Annotated in this window: 18 protein-coding genes and 1 pseudogene; 12 read left to right on the forward strand and 7 right to left on the reverse strand. The window is 68.4% G+C overall.

Annotated elements, in window-relative coordinates; translation table 11 throughout:
* Positions 1-193: 193 nt before the first annotated feature.
* Positions 194-913, reverse strand: coding sequence for a GNAT family N-acetyltransferase (locus DKL51_RS05540; protein WP_109943721.1), 720 nt, complete (start codon positions 911-913; stop codon positions 194-196).
* A 535-nt stretch (positions 914-1,448) separates the two neighbouring features.
* Positions 1,449-2,222 (reverse strand): phosphotransferase family protein, encoded by a 774-nt coding sequence (locus DKL51_RS05545; protein ID WP_243420740.1) that lies wholly within the window; start codon positions 2,220-2,222, stop codon positions 1,449-1,451.
* On the opposite strand from DKL51_RS05545, the gene DKL51_RS05550 reads away from it, so the two are divergent.
* From DKL51_RS05550 to DKL51_RS05570, 5 genes are all read left to right on the forward strand, one after another.
* Positions 2,206-3,174, forward strand: coding sequence for a serine hydrolase domain-containing protein (locus DKL51_RS05550; RefSeq protein WP_243422280.1), 969 nt, complete (start codon positions 2,206-2,208; stop codon positions 3,172-3,174). The genes DKL51_RS05545 and DKL51_RS05550 overlap by 17 nt on opposite strands.
* 82 nt (positions 3,175-3,256) lie before the next feature.
* Positions 3,257-3,478 carry a hypothetical protein gene (locus DKL51_RS05555; RefSeq protein WP_109943722.1) on the forward strand — a complete coding sequence of 74 codons (222 nt, stop codon included), beginning with the start codon at positions 3,257-3,259 and terminating at the stop codon, positions 3,476-3,478.
* Positions 3,475-4,179: a VanZ family protein gene (locus tag DKL51_RS05560; protein ID WP_109943723.1), complete on the forward strand. Its 705-nt coding sequence runs from the start codon at positions 3,475-3,477 to the stop codon at positions 4,177-4,179. The genes DKL51_RS05555 and DKL51_RS05560 overlap by 4 nt, the downstream gene beginning before the upstream one ends.
* A gap of 58 nt (positions 4,180-4,237) precedes the next feature.
* Complete coding sequence (locus DKL51_RS05565; protein WP_109943724.1) at positions 4,238-4,924, forward strand: response regulator transcription factor; 687 nt, start codon at positions 4,238-4,240, stop codon at positions 4,922-4,924.
* 10 nt (positions 4,925-4,934) lie between these two features.
* Positions 4,935-6,020: a sensor histidine kinase gene (locus DKL51_RS05570; protein WP_279306374.1), complete on the forward strand. Its 1,086-nt coding sequence runs from the start codon at positions 4,935-4,937 to the stop codon at positions 6,018-6,020.
* Between the two features lie 687 nt (positions 6,021-6,707).
* Here DKL51_RS05570 and DKL51_RS05575 read toward each other — a convergent pair.
* On the reverse strand, positions 6,708-7,232 hold the full coding sequence (locus tag DKL51_RS05575; RefSeq protein ID WP_109943726.1) for a TetR/AcrR family transcriptional regulator C-terminal domain-containing protein: 525 nt from the start codon (positions 7,230-7,232) through the stop codon (positions 6,708-6,710).
* Here DKL51_RS05575 and DKL51_RS37410 point away from each other — a divergent pair.
* The 4 genes and pseudogenes from DKL51_RS37410 to DKL51_RS05600 all read left to right on the forward strand — a co-directional run bounded on the left by DKL51_RS37410 (position 7,231) and on the right by DKL51_RS05600 (position 9,637).
* The gene (locus DKL51_RS37410) at positions 7,231-7,713 is read left to right on the forward strand and encodes a WapI family immunity protein (protein WP_423790649.1); all 483 of its coding nucleotides are present in this window, start codon (positions 7,231-7,233) and stop codon (positions 7,711-7,713) included. The genes DKL51_RS05575 and DKL51_RS37410 overlap by 2 nt on opposite strands.
* A gap of 68 nt (positions 7,714-7,781) precedes the next feature.
* Positions 7,782-7,904 (forward strand): annotated as a pseudogene (locus DKL51_RS05585) (IS5/IS1182 family transposase); the annotation flags it as partial.
* 521 nt (positions 7,905-8,425) lie between these two features.
* Entirely contained in the window at positions 8,426-8,656 is a 231-nt protein-coding gene (locus DKL51_RS05595) for a hypothetical protein (protein ID WP_109943728.1), read from the forward strand.
* 66 nt (positions 8,657-8,722) lie between these two features.
* The gene (locus DKL51_RS05600) at positions 8,723-9,637 is read left to right on the forward strand and encodes an NAD-dependent epimerase/dehydratase family protein (protein ID WP_109943729.1); all 915 of its coding nucleotides are present in this window, start codon (positions 8,723-8,725) and stop codon (positions 9,635-9,637) included.
* Between the two features lie 270 nt (positions 9,638-9,907).
* Here the strand turns inward: DKL51_RS05600 and DKL51_RS05605 are convergent, their stop codons facing one another.
* On the reverse strand, positions 9,908-10,126 hold the full coding sequence (locus DKL51_RS05605; RefSeq protein WP_109943730.1) for a hypothetical protein: 219 nt from the start codon (positions 10,124-10,126) through the stop codon (positions 9,908-9,910).
* The gene (locus tag DKL51_RS05610) at positions 10,110-10,892 is read right to left on the reverse strand and encodes a DUF8737 domain-containing protein (protein WP_109943731.1); all 783 of its coding nucleotides are present in this window, start codon (positions 10,890-10,892) and stop codon (positions 10,110-10,112) included. The genes DKL51_RS05605 and DKL51_RS05610 overlap by 17 nt, the downstream gene beginning before the upstream one ends.
* Positions 10,893-11,063: 171 nt before the next feature.
* Here DKL51_RS05610 and DKL51_RS34755 point away from each other — a divergent pair, with 171 nt between their 5' ends.
* Complete coding sequence (locus tag DKL51_RS34755) at positions 11,064-11,669, forward strand: TetR/AcrR family transcriptional regulator (RefSeq protein ID WP_207783765.1); 606 nt, start codon at positions 11,064-11,066, stop codon at positions 11,667-11,669.
* Positions 11,670-12,185: 516 nt separating this feature from the next.
* Positions 12,186-12,473, forward strand: coding sequence for a hypothetical protein (locus tag DKL51_RS05620; protein ID WP_243422282.1), 288 nt, complete (start codon positions 12,186-12,188; stop codon positions 12,471-12,473).
* A gap of 490 nt (positions 12,474-12,963) precedes the next feature.
* Here DKL51_RS05620 and DKL51_RS05625 read toward each other — a convergent pair whose 3' ends face one another.
* Both DKL51_RS05625 and DKL51_RS05630 read right to left on the reverse strand, forming a co-directional pair.
* Positions 12,964-14,790 carry a glycoside hydrolase family 15 protein gene (locus DKL51_RS05625; protein WP_109943733.1) on the reverse strand — a complete coding sequence of 609 codons (1,827 nt, stop codon included), beginning with the start codon at positions 14,788-14,790 and terminating at the stop codon, positions 12,964-12,966.
* Positions 14,791-14,862: 72 nt separating this feature from the next.
* Positions 14,863-15,339, reverse strand: coding sequence for a hypothetical protein (locus tag DKL51_RS05630; RefSeq protein ID WP_109943734.1), 477 nt, complete (start codon positions 15,337-15,339; stop codon positions 14,863-14,865).
* A 319-nt stretch (positions 15,340-15,658) separates the two neighbouring features.
* Here DKL51_RS05630 and DKL51_RS37415 point away from each other — a divergent pair, with 319 nt between their 5' ends.
* Positions 15,659-16,162, forward strand: a complete 504-nt coding sequence (locus tag DKL51_RS37415; RefSeq protein WP_423790650.1) for a DDE-type integrase/transposase/recombinase — start codon at positions 15,659-15,661, stop codon at positions 16,160-16,162.
* The last annotated feature ends 70 nt before the right edge of the window (positions 16,163-16,232 follow it).

A 16,232-nucleotide genomic window follows, 5' to 3' on the forward strand; every position in this document is an offset into this window, starting at 1 on the left:
ACTCGGCAATCGCCTCGTCGGCATCCTGCACGGCTGCCTCAAGACCGGCGCCGCCTACGACGAGACAACTGCCTGGGCCCATCTCCACCCCAGTTCTTGACAACGAAAAACATAGGATGTCTGCCGCTGATCGCGCGACTCGCGCTGCGTTCGGCACGGCCGTCCGCGCCGCCGGCGAACTGGCGTTTGGGGCTCAGGCTCCGATCCGGATGCTCAGCTGAGCGCCAAGCTGACGGAATCCCAGCGCCCGCGCCACTCGGCGCGACGGGTCGGGTCGAGCCCGCCACTGCGGCAGCAGATGGTTCGCCAAACCCTCCGCGACTGCTACGGAGGCAACGGCACGCGCCAGCCCGCGCCCACGTTGATTCGGCTTAGTAAGTACGCACATGTGGGCCACCAGTCCCGGCCAGCGTCGGTAGCCAGCCGCCGCGACAACGTGATTCCCGCGGCGCACCACGAACGCGTGGGAGGTGATGTCGGCCAACCCGCATTCGTCGGCGTCGTCCGCCGTGACAGAGGCCAGAAGCGTGGCGAGATCGGCATGTTCTCCAGGGACCACATCCACAGTATCGAGTCCGGCCGGCTGGAAGTCGCACTCATCGAGATAGGCCAGGCTCGCCGGACCCAGCACCTCGGCGACCGGCAGGACGGCGCGCAGCCGGTCAGAATCGGTCAGAACCTCGAGGGGCAACCCGTGCAGCACCTTGCGCACGATCCCGGCCCAACTGCCTGCCGGCACGGTGACGATGGCGGCGTCGCCCAACGCGACGATCCCGACCCAGCCCGGTGGACAGAGCAGCGATCTGGCCGAGACGGCTACTTCAACGCCGCCGTCAGCGGGGAAGGCCATCGGAACGCCAGCCATCTCGAGCCAGAGCTCCCGAGCCCGAGCGAGCAACGGATCATGGGCCATGGACGCATCCTCACGCCTGGCCCAGTGTTCACGCCACCGAGGTCGCAGCCGTCAGGGTCGGCGCCCTCTTCTGGCGCGGACCGCGCTCCCGGCTGCCCGGCGGTAGCCGCTCACCTCCAATGTCGGGCGCGTCGCTTGTGTGCGGCTGAGGCGGTGCTCATCGAGACCGGCCGGTCTTGTCGCGGAGGTGGCGCGAGGTGCAACGGCAGGAGGTCGAGCGGGATGAAGCCGGCCACGATTCGTGTTCGGCCAGACCGGTCAGGCGAAATCGGCCGCCGTCATGCCGGCCGGATGATCGGGTGGCCACTGAGCCTCTCGTTGCGTCGGCGTTGATGCGGTGACCGGCCCGAAGTCCCCGCCGAACCGGACGTCGGCATAGGTCCGGTCAAGTCGTGCGCCGGCTTCCGATGTCGCCGACCGGCCGCCCGCGATCTTCGAGGACCATGACCTCGTCGGTCCGGCAGACGACGCGCTTCAGGAGATGGCCCGCTCGATGCGGCAGAACGGCACTCGTGGCCGTCGGGCTCGTGCAGCCTCACAGCCGAGATCTCAGCACGTCGACCTCGCAGCCTGGCGAGGACGGGTCGAAGCCGTGCTCGACCAGCCAGCGGACCGCCAGCAGGCTTCGCAACGACCACCACGCGCGGATCACGTCGAGGTCGACGTCGGTGCCGTAGCCGGCGACGACGTCGCTGAGGTGCTCCTCGTGTCCGAGCGTCAAGGTGGCGAGGTCGAACAGGGCATCGCCCTGGCTCGCCTCGGACCAGTCGATCACGCCGGTGATTTCGTCAGTGTCGACGAACACGTGGGTGACCTGCAGGTCGCCGTGCGTGAACACCGGTGCCCAGGGCCGGAGCGCAGCCTCGGCAACCCGGCGGTTGCGCGTGACCAAGTCGGTGGGAAGGACGCCGTTCGTGACGAGCCACTCGCATTCCCCGTCGAGGTGCGATGCCAACTCGTCGAGGCTCCGACCGGGCCATGGCGGCAGCGGCGCGTCGTGCAGCATCCGTGCGGCGGCACCCGCCGCGGCCCACGCCGCCGGCGACGCGGTCGACGGCTCGCCGAGGCGGCCGAGTGCCGTCCCTGGGAGGGCGGCGAGCGCGAGCACGGGCGGCTTCCGCCACAGCACCTCCGGAGTCGGGATCGGCGCCATGGCCATCGCCTCGACCTCGACGTCGGTGCGCGTCTGATCAGCGTCGATCTTCAGGAACACGTCGCCGACGCGCAGGGTCGCGCGTTCGTGATGGGCGACGACGACCTCGACCTCTTCCACGCCGGCCATTTTCGCGGGGATGACCACCGACGTCACCGGGTTTATCGCGTGCGACTGCGCGGCTGACCGCGTCCCGCTGCCCGGCGGCCTCGTGCACGCCACCGACCGGTTTCTTGAGGCGCACCTCGGCGTACGAGGTCCAGCGTCGAGTCAGGCATGTGCCGACATTCGGGAGATCCGCCTCGGCTTCGGCAAGGACATCGCCGACCAGGTGAACATCCACCACCTGCTGTCCGGCACCTCCGGGCTAGACATCCCGGATGAGGACGTGCAACGCATCTTCCAGAGCCGGGACGAGGTGCACGAGTACTACGAGCAGCGGGCCCGGCAGGCGAAACTGGTGGGCGTCCCGGGCACTCCCGACACCGCCCACGCGGAGGCGGAGGTCACCATTTCCGCGCTGATCATGGAGGCCGTGGCCGGCACGACGTACTGGGACTACGTCCAGGAGAACATCTTCAAGCGTTGCGGCATGACCGGCTCGGCGTTCTACACCAGGCCGCAGTGGCTCACCGACAAGCACATCGCGCACCCGTACATGAAGCTGGCCGACGGCAGCGTGGTGGACGCCCTCCGCAACCTGGACAAGGGCAGCCCGTACCCGTACGTACTCGGCAAGAACCCGGGCCGCGCCTTCATCGATGCCCCCGGGGACGGTGGCTTCGCCACCGCGCGGGATCTGGTCCGGTTCGCGCACGCGCTGAGCGACGGCACGGTGCTGGACCGGCCCTGGGCCGACGTGCTCACCGCAGCCAAGATCCCCCACGGGCCGGCGTCGTTCGGGGCGTACGGGATCGCGATCGACATCATCAACGGCCAGTGGATGTTCCAGCGCCGGTGGCAACCCCGGTGTCGGCGCCAACTGGAGCATCTACCCGGACACCGGCTGGGTCGGCGTCATCCTCAGCAACCGCGACTCCGACGGCGTGGGGCTGCAGGACATGATCGGGCAGGAAATGCAGGCCATCACCGGAGCCTCGCCCGGTGAGGGTTCGGGTGGCTGAGGTGGTCCAGCGGCCGACGCGAAGAGAAGGAATCACCTGAGCCCGGCAGGCGTCCACTACTCGAGGGTGGTCGTGACGCCGCGTGGCGTGCGCTTCGCGCTGCACCAGGCCGAGCAAGCGCTGACCGTCCGGGTCGTGGACCGGTTGCCCGTCGATGTCGACAGCCGGCTGCAGGCCCTGGTCGAGGCCGAGGTGCCGGGCTACGACGCCGGGGATTCCGTGTATCGCGGACGTATCCAAAACTGCATACGCCACTGCAACGGCCCTCCGTCTGTAATAAAGGCATGAAGCAGAGTGCATCCCTGGCAGCGCCGCCCCGCCGCACGCGCCGGATCGTGCTCGTCAGCCTGGCGATCCTCGGCCTGGCGGGCGTGGCGTTCGCCGTGCGGCGGCCGCTCATGATGTCCGCTCCGAGGTGCATGGCCGGGCGGTGGCACGGCTGCTTCGATACGGAGAACGGTGTGCTGCTCATGATGCTGGTCGGGCTGCCGTTGGCCGCTCTGGTGGTGTGGGCTCTGGCGCGCCGTCGGCGTGCCGCCGGCGTCACCTCGGCGTGGCGGATGTCGCTGGCCGAGGTGGGCATGGTCTACGGGACGGTGCCGCTCGTATGGATCACCATGATGCCGGGGCCGGGGGCCGGCATCGTCCCCGGTCGGGTGAGTCTGGTCCCGCTGCAAGATCTGGTCACGATGGGGCCGGTCGGGATCGGCGGCAACCTGCTGATCTTCGCGGCGCTGGGGTTCTTCGCCCCGATCCGGTTCGCGGCGCTGGCGTCCGTGCCGCGGATCCTGGCGCTCGGGGCAGGCTGCTCGGTCCTGGTCGAAATCGCACAGTACGTCCTGCGGCTGGACCGGGTGTCCTCCGTCGATGACGTACTGGTCAACGCCGCCGGCGCTGTGCTGGCCGGGCTGGCGTCGCGCCGCTGGTGGAGCACTGCGGCGGAGGTGCCGTCGGACCAGCCTCGTCCCGCGCTGGCATCGGCGGACTGAGTCGCGTGTCCAGTATGCACGTATCAACGGTATTTTGCGCTGATCATAGGCTTCAGGCATGCGCGTACTGATCGTGGAGGACGAGCCCTACCTGGCCGAGGCCGTCCGTGACGGTCTGCGGCTGGAGGCGATTGCCGCCGACATCGCCGGCGACGGCGACTCTGCCTTGGAACTGCTCAGCGTCAACTCCTACGACCTCGCGGTCCTCGACCGCGACATTCCCGGCCCCTCCGGAGACGAGGTCGCCCGGCGCATCGTCGCCTCCGGCAGCGGCATCCCGATCCTCATGCTCACCGCCGCCGACCGGATCGACGACAAGGCTTCCGGCTTCGAGCTCGGCGCCGACGACTACCTCACCAAACCGTTCGAGCTGCGGGAGCTCGTCCTGCGGCTGAGGGCGCTCGACCGCAGACGCGCGTACGCCCGGCCCCCGGTCCGCGAGATCGCAGGCCTGCGGCTCGACCCCTTCCGCCGGGAGGTCTTCCGCGACGAACGCTACGTCGCACTCACCCGCAAACAGTTCGCCGTGCTGGAAGTCCTCGTCGCCGCCGAGGGCGGGATCGTCAGCGCCGAAGAGCTGCTGGAACAGGCCTGGGACGAGAACACCAACCCCTTCACCAACGCCGTGCGCATCACCGTCTCCGCACTGCGCAAACGGCTCGGCGAACCATGGATCATCGCCACCGTGCCCGGCGTCGGCTACCGCATCGACACGCAACCGGCGGCCGGAGGCGAGCGTGGATAGGGAACCGGGGTTGAGCGTTCGCGTCAAACTCACCCTCAGCTACGCAGGATTCCTCATGCTTGCCGGCGTTCTGCTGCTCGCGACGGTGTGGGTGTTCCTCCTGCGTTACGTCCCCGACCGTGCGCTCATGCTCCCCGGCTCCAGTGACATCCCCGCTGATGGTGTTTTTCCCGTCCGATCCAACCTCCTGCACGTATTCGCTCCGAGGGCCGCCGCCGTGCTGGCATTCCTTCTTGCGTTCGGCCTCGTCGGAGGATGGATCCTCGCCGGCCGGATGCTCGCACCCCTGACACAGATCACGGATGCGGCACGGATGGCCGGGACCGGGTCGCTGTCCCACCGGATCCGCACGAAGGGCCGCCAGGACGAATTCCGTGAACTCTCCGACGCGTTCGACACGATGCTCGAACAACTCGAGTCCCACGTCGCCGAGCAGCAGAGGTTCGCCGCGAACGCCTCCCACGAACTGCGCACCCCGCTGGCGATCTCGCGGGCGCTCCTCGATCTCGCCCGCAAGGACCCCACGCGGGACCGGGACGAACTCATCGAACGCCTGCACGCTGTCAATACCCGGGCGATCGACCTCACCGAAGCCCTTCTGCTGCTCAGCCGCGGCGACCGCGGAACCGTCACCCGCGAGAGCGTCGACCTCTCCCTCATCGCCGAAGAAGCGGCCGAAACACTGCTTCCCCTCGCCGAACAGCGCCGGATCACGCTCGACGTCACCGGCGGGGTGACCCTGACCAGCGGCTCGGCGGAGCTCCTGTTGCGGATGGTGACGAACCTCGTCCAGAACGCCATCGTCCACAACCTTCCCGCCGGCGGCACCGTGACGATCTGCACCGAGGTACACGGCGACACGACCGTGCTGCGGGTCGAGAACACGGGCCACCGGCTCCCACCGGAGCTGGTACCGGCCCTCACCGAACCCTTCCAGCGCGGAACGGAACGCGTACGCACCGACGAACACGCAGGCGTCGGCCTCGGCCTGGCCATCGTGCACAGCATCGTCCGCGCCCACGACGGAACCCTCGAGCTCGTCCCCGGCCCCGCTGGCGGTCTTCTCGTCACGGTCCGGCTTCCCGGCATGCCGTAGGCATCGTCCCCGATCAGCGCCTCGTCCGGGCTGACGCCGTTCTTGGCGATCAGGCCGAGCGTCAGCGTCGACCTCCAGTGTGAACGCCCGAAGCCGAAGCACTGCCGGCGGGCTCGTAGAGACACCGTCTCCAAGCATGCACTACATGGTGCTACGTTGACATCGAGGTCCGTCAGCGTCGCACCCATCGCTTCTCATGATCATGGCGGGACCGCCAACCCGGCCGCCAAGATCGTGAGAAGCCGCCATCAGACGTGAGAACCTACCCCCGGTTGTAGGTTCTCAATCTTCTTGTCGCCGATGACGACGTTGACCAGCGTGATTGGTTCGTTCTCTCGCGATGTTGTCGTTGCTCTTTTCTCAAGATCGTGTCGCTTTCTTGATCCCGGGCCGTGTTTCTCTGCTGAGGTGGTCGCAGAGGTTGAGCCCACTCCGGATGAAGATCACGAACGTTCTATTGTCGGTGGTTCTCTGTAGCGTGCTGGCATGTCTGCGTTGAGCTATGAGGTGACGCCACGTTTCCGCAGCACAAAGAGGGCAGTCGGAGTTCCGCGTCGCGGCGGCCCCGCAGCAGGTGATGATGGCTGCCGGGGTTGCGCCTGGGCGCGCAGGGCGCCGCGATCGACTTCTGGCTGCGGATGCTGGTGGGCCCTGCGGCCGTCGATCGCGGCCGGTCCTTCGGCCGTGTCAGCTTGAGATGCGGGCTTCGATGCCGTCGAGGAGGAAGTCGAGGCCCATCCGGAACGTCTGGTCGGCGTCCAGGTGGGCGCCATCGCGTACGACCGCGGCCAGCGCGGGGAATCGACCACTGGCGAAGGTCCGCACTAGATAAGGCCCGAAGGCGGACTGCCACTGCCTCTTGTCCATCCCGGTGGCCCGCTCGGCGCGCCGCTCGGTGATCTCCCGGCGCACCGCGCCGATCACGTACGCATTGACCGCGTCGACCACCGGCATGACGGTGTCCACGTCGACGCCGCCCATTGCGGCCACCACAGTCTCTCCCCTGGCCAGCGCGTGCGGCCCGAGCTGGGGCCGCCCACCGAGCAGGTCGGCGAGCCATTCGTGCTGGTGAACGGCCTGCCGGGTGGTTTCGGCAAGGGAGCGCAGCACCTCTCGCCAACCGTCTCCGGCCGGCCGGATCTCGGCGTGGACCGCATCGACCATCAGGTCGAGCAACTCGTCCTTGGTGGCGATGTAGCCGTACAGCCGCATCGGCCCGACGTCCAGCGCGGCAGCGACTGGGCCTGAAGGATTCCCAGAGGTAGTTCTTGGAAATCTTGAGGCGGATTTCGTTCGAATTCAGGCCCTTGGCCGGCTGCACGTTGGCGCCAGTGATTACTGGGACGGAAACTGGCTCATCACTCCTGTTCGGATCAAGGTCGATGGCTTTGAAGGGACTATCGCGCCATCTCTGCGCGCTGAAGAGCTGAGTGCTTTCCTGGGTGCGCTTCGCCAGGTCTATCACGACTTGAAGGGCCGGGCTGTACTGGAATCGATGGAAGGGGTACTTCGATTGGCGGTTGACGTCGTGTCTGGCGGGCGTCTTGCCATAGCTGGGGAAGCAGCCAATCGGCCTGGCGGGCGTAACAGGCTCAGTTTCGTCATCGAAGGACTTGATCAAACCTATCTGCCCGCAGTGATCGGTTCTCTAGAGATGATCGAGCGGCGGTACCCAACAGTTGGTAGGCCTTGACATGTGCCTTAAGGGATGTCTCGTAACCCCGGTGTTGTCCGATGGGGACGATCATCAAGGATGCCTGGGTGCAGGTGATCTCCGCAGCCCGCCCAGAGCTGATCTTCGCGTTCACCGGTCTGCAGCCGGCCCAGTTCCGGCGGCTGGTCCGCCTGGTCGCCGAACGAGGCGGGGACGGCATCGCTGACGGGCACTGATTTGGAGGGCGGCGTGCCATACGGCGTCGACCGGCCGGGTCGGGACGACCCGGTAGGACTCGCCGGTCGGCAGGAGCATCCCGAGGTCGGGCTGGTCCACGCGGTCGGCGTACGCCTTAAGGAAGACGAGGAACTGCCCGACCGCACGCTCGGGCGTCGGCTGAGACGAGGGTGCGAGGGTCTGCGGCGATCTTGTGACCGGCCTGTCTGCGGTGATACTCAAGGCTCCTCCTTCATCCTGTGCGGGTCAGCGAGGAAGGTGCGTCACCTTCGAAGCTGAGTTGCGTCCGTGCATGTCTTGCGTAAGCGATCAAGGTGCGGGGGAGGCTCGCGGCAAGCTCGGTGTGGAGGCGCCCTCGCCCTCGGCAGGCGACAGCGCATGGTTACCGGCCGTCCAGGATTGACCTTCGGAACGGCCCCAGGCCACGAAGCGTTCGAACATCCGCCTCTGTCTTTCCCCGCGCCGTACCTGCTGGCGACCACCTGATCAGTCTCGTGTCCTGAAAGTTGGTGTCGTGGAGGAGATTACGGAGGAGCCGGTACAGGTGGTCGCGCGGATGTGCGCGATCGACATCGGCAAGGCCGGTCTGGTGGCGTGCGTGCGGGTGCCGCCCCGCGCGGTCGATCTCGAAGACCGTGGTAAAGGCGGGCAGAAGGTCCGTTTCAGCCGCGCGGCTGAGGCAACGGTTACACAGCGTCGTGGCGAGGTCGTCATGGTCGAGGATGATGACGAAGGCGCTGGGTGATCGGCGGCGGGACCGGCCGACGGTGGAGCCTGGGTCTTGGAGGGTCTCACCGACGAAGGAGACGAGATGTCGCTACATGTGATCGTGGGCGCCGGCCCAGTCGGCACCGCGACGGCGCTGCTGCTCGCCGAGCGGGGTGAACAGGTCCGTGTCGTGACCCGCCGCGGTGGGGGTCCCGTGCATGCCAGGGTGGAGCGGGTTGCCGCGGACGCCACCGACGCGGACCGCCTGGGCCGGCTCGCCGATGGCGCGAGCGCCATCTACAACTGCGCCAACCCGCCCTACCATCGCTGGCTCACTGATTGGCCCCCGCTGGCGTCCGCGCTGCTCACCGCCGCCGAGCGAAGCGGCGCCGTGCTCTCCACGGCCAACAACCTGTACGGGTATGGCCCCGTCACCGCGCCGATGACAGAGTCGACGCCATTGGCGGCAACCCACCCGAAGCTGCGGCTCCGGGCCGACATGTGGCGCGACGCCCTCGCTCGATACGAGGCCGGCCGGATCCGGGCCACCGAGGTCCGGACCAGCGACTACATCGAGGCGAACTCGATCATCACCATCGCGTTGGGCAAGCCGCTGCTGGCCGGCAGAAGGGCATACGTTCCGGCACCGCTGGACGTGCCGCACAGCTGGACGTCGATCACCGACGTGGCCAGAACGCTGGTCACCGTCGCCACCGAGCCACGGGCCTGGGGCCGGGCCTGGCACGTGCCGACGAACCCACCCCTGACCATCCGGGAACTCGCGCTGCGGTTCAGCGAGGTTGCGGGCGCGCCCGCGCCAAAGCTGACATCCATACCATACGTAGCACTGTGGACGGTCGGGCTTTTCTCCCCGCTCGTGCGCGAGCTGAGGACCACTCGCTACCAGTTCGCCCGGCCGTTTGTCATCGACTCGACCCTCGCCACCCGAACCTTCGGCATCGAACCGACACCGATCGAAGAGGCACTGAGCGCCGCGGCCGCGTCGCTACGCGGGTAGCGGGACCCGAGTCAGATGCCGCGTTACCGAGCGCCATCGGGGCCCCCGACACGGGCATCGGGTACTCGACCTGACCGAGCACGTCCCCCTGCGCCGTGTCGATCAGCCAGTGCCGCGGGTGCCCGTACTCCTGTTCGCTCTCGCCGGTGCTCGCGATCACCGTGCGCTCGTCGACGAAGCCGCACTGGTAGTCCCAGAAGGGCTCGTCCTCGGGGTCCGACGGTGCCTGGGGATGTGGCGGAAGCCGGTGATAGGCGGCGACCTCATCCGTCACCGCACCGTCGGGAAGGCGGTGGATCGCCAGTTCCCTAGTGACTTGCGTGCGGTTGTGGCCGGTTCGATCGGTATGTTGCCCGGTCCGGTGCCCACGTCGAGGATGCGGGTGCCCGGGGGGAGGTTCGCGGCGGCGACGTCGGCGAGGAGGCGGGTGTGGATGCCGCGGAATGGGCGGCCGGTGAGGCCGAGCATGCGTTCACGGGTGTGCTGCATCGGGAGTCTCCTTGGCGGTCAGGCCGGCAGGGGCCGGAGTGTGTGGGGCTCCCATGGGTGCGGTGCGCAAACGGATCAGTGACGTGATGTGCAGTGCCACCGCGAGTGGTACCGCTGTGGTGGGGATGAGCGCCAGTGGCAGCATCGCCACGGCGGCGGTCGACGGGGAGATGTCCAGCAGCCGGTTGGGGCCGAGGCCGGCGAGGAACCCGATGCTTACCGCGACGACTAGGTCGAGGATGCCCAGGATGTTGAACCAGGTCGCGCCGGTGCGGTCGCCGCTGGCGAGTCGTCGGGCGATGAATGGGGCGGCGATACCGATGGCGATGTCACCGAGGCCGGCGGGCAAGGCGAACGCGGCCGGCAGCTTGCCGAGCGCCATGACGGTGATGAAGGCGGCGCCGACCACGCGGAATGTGTGCGGGAGGGTGAGCCGGGCGAGCGAGCCGGGTGAGCGCAGTGCCTGTCCCACGGGCGGGATCGTGGTGCCGATGAGTGCGGCGGCCAACGCACCACCCGCGGCGACGCCGATCCATGGGCGGTTGTGGGACGTGGACTGGTGATATGCGCCGTCGCCGGCGAGGAACGCGCTGACGACGATCCATCCCGCCCAGATCGCGGCGAAGCACGCAGCAGCGATGCCGGCGGCACGGCGGTTCCCGTCTGCGGCGACCGTCGAACCGAACAGCCCGATGGCGGTGGTGGCCGGAATGCCGATGACGCCGATGAGCACCAGCGCCCAGATGTAGAGCGGTAGATCAGCCATGGCAGCCTCCCGAACAACGAGTTCGTTTCTGTACACTGTGTTCGATTATGTGGCGGCGACCGCATCCGGCGTCAACAGGCAAAACCGCGCCCGTGCGCGGTACGGAACAGAAGCCGTGACAGTGTCCGAGAACGTAATGGGGGAATCATGACGGAGGGGGGAGACCGCCGCGTGCGGCGCACCCGCAGGAACCTCACCGAGGCCCTGACCGATCTGATCCTCGAACGGGGCTACGAGGCGATCACCGTGCAGGACATCCTCGACCGCGCCGACATCGGCCGGTCCACCTTCTACGCCCACTTCAGAGACAAGGAGGCGCTGCTGCTGTCGTGCTTCGACGACCTGCGCGACGATTTGCGGCGTGACCTCGACGCGATGACGCCTGGTGTCGAGCCGCACGATCCGGGCCAGCCCTCAATCGCGGTGTTCGCGCACGCCTACCGGCACCGCCGGGTCTACCGGGCGTTGTGCGGGCGCCACGGCGGCAACATCGTCTACGGACACCTGCACACTCTTGTCGCCCACGCCCTGCGCATGCACCTCGCCCCGCACCTGGCCGCCAGCGGCTCACCGATCCCGGCCGAGGCAATGGCCGAGTTCTACACCTCCGGACTGTTGGGCATCCTCACCTGGTGGGTCAACCAAGGCTTCCCGCACGGGCCAGCCCACGTGGCGCAGATGTACGGCGCGATGGCCAACCCCGGAATCGCTGCCGCCATCGGGCGCCCATCGGATGCGGAAACCCGGCCGACCATCTCCAACGCGTCGCGACATTGATCCACCGGAGGGTGAACTGGCAATCGGGTGGTGACCCACGCTGGGCGCTGTTGCGTTCTCGGATCGGACGACGCGGTGAGCTGGGGTCTCGAGCCAGCGCGCCAACTCCTCGCCCGGCCGAATCGAGTAGACGGACCTGGTCGGGTGCGGCACTGAACGTTCAGCCGCCGTAGGGGCCGCCTGGGAGACAGGCCAGCTCATGGTGTGGGCGGGCTCGCCGCTCTGGATGGGATTGACGGCGAGGTTGCCGAGGGAGCGCCAGAAGCTGTCCAACGCGCTGGGCATCCCGTGAAAGTTGCCCCACTCGACGGGCAGGGAGCCGTTGATGACGACGTCCTGCGGCGAGGCGCCAGGCCGGCGATCGAGGTGTAGTAGCCGACCGGGGATGACGGGATACCGGTGGCGGTCGCGGGATTGCCCGCGCCGGCGGCGCTGCCGTAGGTGCCAGGTTTGCACAGCACCGCGTGCCGGTTGGTGCTGAACTGCTCCTCACCGGCGATGCTCCCGAGATAGGCGTTGATCTGGTCTACCGGGGTGCTCTGGTCGAAGATCTTCACGTTCGGCCCGAAATCCGGGGTGCCGCTCGGCGCCAACGACCGGCAGATTCCCTTGGAGTACGCGCACCGTTCCTACGAGCAGGCGGTCAACAGCCCGAAGCGCGAGCTCCGGGTGTTCACGCCGGAGGAGGGCGCGACCGAGCACATCGGCTTGGACCACCTGCCGCACGTCAGCACCTTCATCGCGGACTGGGTGGCTGACACCTTCGCCGAGCTCTCAGCACAGGCAGCGGCCCAGGCGTCGTGACGCCAGCGCCGGCCAGCCAACGCGCCCGCACGGGCGGGGGATGGCTCAGCAGTACGACGAGACGACCCGCCGGGAGGTGAGGCGACGGTCCCGCCGCGTGCGGTGCGGTGTACTGCAGGAAAGGATGTGACCATGGCCAATCCTGTTCTCGAGTCCGCTTTCCCCCGGCGCGTTGTCGTCACCGGGGCCACCGGCAAATTCGGCCGTGCGGTGTGCAACGGCGCCGGGCAAGGTCGGTGACCACCGTGGCGGGCTCGGCAGCCACGGTGGTGAGCACTCTGGCGGCGACCAGGGCCGCGGGGGGTCCGGCGCCGTGGCGAGGGGGCAGGTCATCGGTACGGCGCTGGCGGGCACGATCCAGCGAACCCGTTCGGGTCGGTCGGGGTCTGCCTGACGCTCCACCGCAAGGTCTAACTCGCTTATCCGGTAGATCGCCGCCCAGGCCCGGGATCTCCATGTAGGTCCTTGGTGAAGGCGTTCTTCCCAGCCGTCAGGCGGATCCAGGATCAATGGCGGGGGCGTCTCGTATGGCGAGTGCGGCTTGGATGAGCGCGGCGTGGGTCAGCGTCTGGGGGTAGTTGCCGAGGTGGGCGCCGGTCGCGGGGTCCAGCTCTTCCGCGTAGAGCCCGAGTGGGCTGGCATAGTCGAGCATGGTCTGGAACAGCTCTACGGCCTCGAGGCGCCGCCCGGCACGGGCGAGGGCTTGGACGAGCCAGAATGAGCAGGGTAGGAACGCGCCTTCGGTGCCGGGGAAGCCGTCACGTCCGGGCGGGTAGCGGTAGAGGAGCGGACCGCCGGCGGAAAGCCTGTCCCGAATGGCGTCGATGGTGCCACGCACACGGGGCGACTCGACGTTTTCCATGTCGAGCAGCGGCAGGACGAGCAGGGCCGCGTCGAGGTCCTGGGAGCCGTAGCTGCGGACGTAGCTGGCCATCGTTGGATCGAATCCGCGTGTCCGGACCTCGGCGGCAATCGCATCTCGGGCCTTCTGCCAGCGCCGACGTTGGCGGTCCGACAGTGGGTGGGTGTCGGCGATGCGCAGGGCCCGGTCCAGGGCGAGCCAGCCCATCAGCTTGGAATGTACGTGTTGGGCGGGTGCACGGATCTCCCAGATGCCGGCGTCGGGCTCCTGCCAGCGGCGGGCGACCACGTCGGCGAAGCCACGCACCGCCCGCCACGTCTCGGTATAAAGGCGCTGCCCCGCCTGCGCGAACGCCCAGGCGGCATCGACCACCCAGCCGTAGCCGTCGAGTTGGTGCTGCCTCGCAGCGCCGTTGCCGACCCGAACCGGGACGCTGTCGAGATAGCCGGGCCAGCCGCCCAGGTCCCGTTCGGCTGGTACGTGGCGGCCGTGCAGGGTGAACAGTGCCGGCAGGCGTGGCCGCTGCAGCCGGCTGGCGTGCAGCAGCCACGCGAGGAAACCATGGGCTTCGTCGGGTTTGCCGACGCTGAGGAAGGCACTGACGGCGATGCTGGCGTCACGGGGCCAGACATAGCGGTAGTCCCAGTTGCGTACCCCGCCGGGATCCTCGGGCAGCGACGTTGTGGGTGCGGCCACCGGCGCTTGCGAGGGCGAGTAGGTCAGCAGCCGCAGGGTCAGCAGGCTTCGTACGACGTGCTCCCGGAAGGGTAGCGATTCGTCGATTTCGGCGGTCCAGCCCCGCCATCGGTTTTCGTCCTCGATGAGCAGGTCCCAGGCTGCTGCCGGCTCGACGTGGATCAGCGGTTCGCGGTGGGCCACGGCCAGCACGAGGGTGATCGGATGGCCTGGCCTGACCGTGATCGAGGTAGGCCGACCCGGTTCGATGGCGAGCTCGGGTGCGCTGTCCAGAGAGACCGCGAGCGACCCCCACTCACACAGGGTCCGACGTCGGTGGTGGACTCGGGGCCGACGGTGTCGTACGCCGAGACGGGGGTCGAACTCCACGACGGCGTCGACCGCTGCCTCCTCGGCCGACAGACGCCGCACGACCAGTGTCGTGGGCAGCAGACGGCCACTGACCTCGGCCACCATCCCCTCGGTGAGGGTGAGGCGGCCGCTGCCCACCGCCCACGTTGTCTCCAGCGTGGCGGTGTGCCGCCGGTAACGCCGTTCGACGACCGTGGTCGGTCCGGCCGGGCCGACCCGGAACATTCCCGCATCCGGTCCCCCCACCAGCCGACCGAACAGGGGCTCGCCGTCGAAGCGGGGCACGCAGAGCCAGTCGATCCCGCCGTCACTCGCGACCAGGGCAGCAGTGCGTGTGTCACCCAGCAGCCCGTAGTCGCTGATCGGCGCCGGGGGTCGAGGGCACCTCGTGTCGGGCTCACCGGTCATGGCGATCGCTTAGCAACACTCGGAGGCGGCGATGCTGCGCTACCTGCGGCGGCAACGAGTCGTACGGCACGGTCAGTCGGCCTGGAGGAGCAGTCCGAGGACGACCCCGTAGATGACGTGGACGACAGCCGCGACCGAGGGAGTCTGGACGCCGTAGTTGAGGGCGAACAGGCCGGGCGGCTCCAGCACGGCCGTGCTGGCCGGGCCGGCCCGCTGCGAGGCCATGCGCGGGTGGACACCCGGAAGCAGCGGCAGGATCACCGTCAGCGCGATCCCGACGTGGAGCGTCCCGAGCAGCGCCCCGATCCACCAGGTGGCCCGGTGCAGCAGGGCGAACGTGGCCGCGTAACCGAGGGCGAAGCCCTGACCGGCACAGAGGTGGATGAAGAACCCGACGACGCGGGCCCGGTCGGGATCCTCGGTGACGAGGGTCCCGAGTACCAGGGGAAGGTCGAGGCGAGTGAGGCCGGCCAGCTGAGCAGAGATCAGCGCCGCGGTGAGCGCCACGGTGGCGACCAACCCGAACAACGCCCATCCGGCCCAGTCCATCTCAACAGTGGTCCACGTCGCGCGTGTTCGCAGCCGGCCCGGCGAGCGTCCCGGCATAGGCAACACAAGAGCTGGCGACGCCAGGTCTTCCGCCGCCGGTTGTATCGGCGCCGGCACCCGTCAGCCGCGCAAATGGCCGGGTCTGAACCGCCGAACAGCGGCTCCGCGGCGTCAACACGCGGTACGGCGGCGTTCTCGCGGCCATCGGTCCACCCTTCGGCTGGACAACGTGAAGATCCAAGGGGCCTGATCGGGCGACCTCCTCGCACCAGCATGCGGCGGCAACGGCCGCCCCGTTTTTCACCATAAGCCACCGGACCTGTGGCATCGGCCTGCTTGCCGAGGTACAGGGCACCGTTGCATTGAGCGTTGGAAGATCGAGGCAGGCTTGAGCAGTGAAGCCATCGATCCGCTCTCGCCCGTTCACGTCACTGTCTACCGGTGGGTGCAGCGGTTCACGCCGCTGCTGGCCGACGCCGCCCGATTCTCACGCCACTCGCCAGGCGACAGGTGGTTCGTGGACGAGACCTACGTCAAGGTGAACGGTGTCTGGCGGTACGTGTACCGGGCGGTCGACCAGGACGGGCAGGTCGTCGACGTGCTCGTCTCGGCCCGCCGGGACGCCGCCGCCCGGCGCTTCTTCCGACGAGCGCTGTCGACGTTGAAAGTGACACCCAGCGCCCCCTGGGCAGAACTTCCTAGGCGCGGCGCGCTTCGGCTGCTTGGCGGCCTCGGCGCGGCGGGTGGGCTCGTGGCGCTCGGCGCCCTAGGCCGTGTGTCGAAGTCGGCGGTGGTGGGCGATGAGATTCCGGCGCGTCGGTGATCGATAAGTAGCGAGGTCTCCGGTAGATGGTTCATCGACGAAGAAGACCATCAGCACGGAGACCTCGTGA

The organism is Micromonospora globispora, assembly GCF_003857015.1.
GTDB lineage: Bacteria > Actinomycetota > Actinomycetes > Mycobacteriales > Micromonosporaceae > Micromonospora > Micromonospora globispora.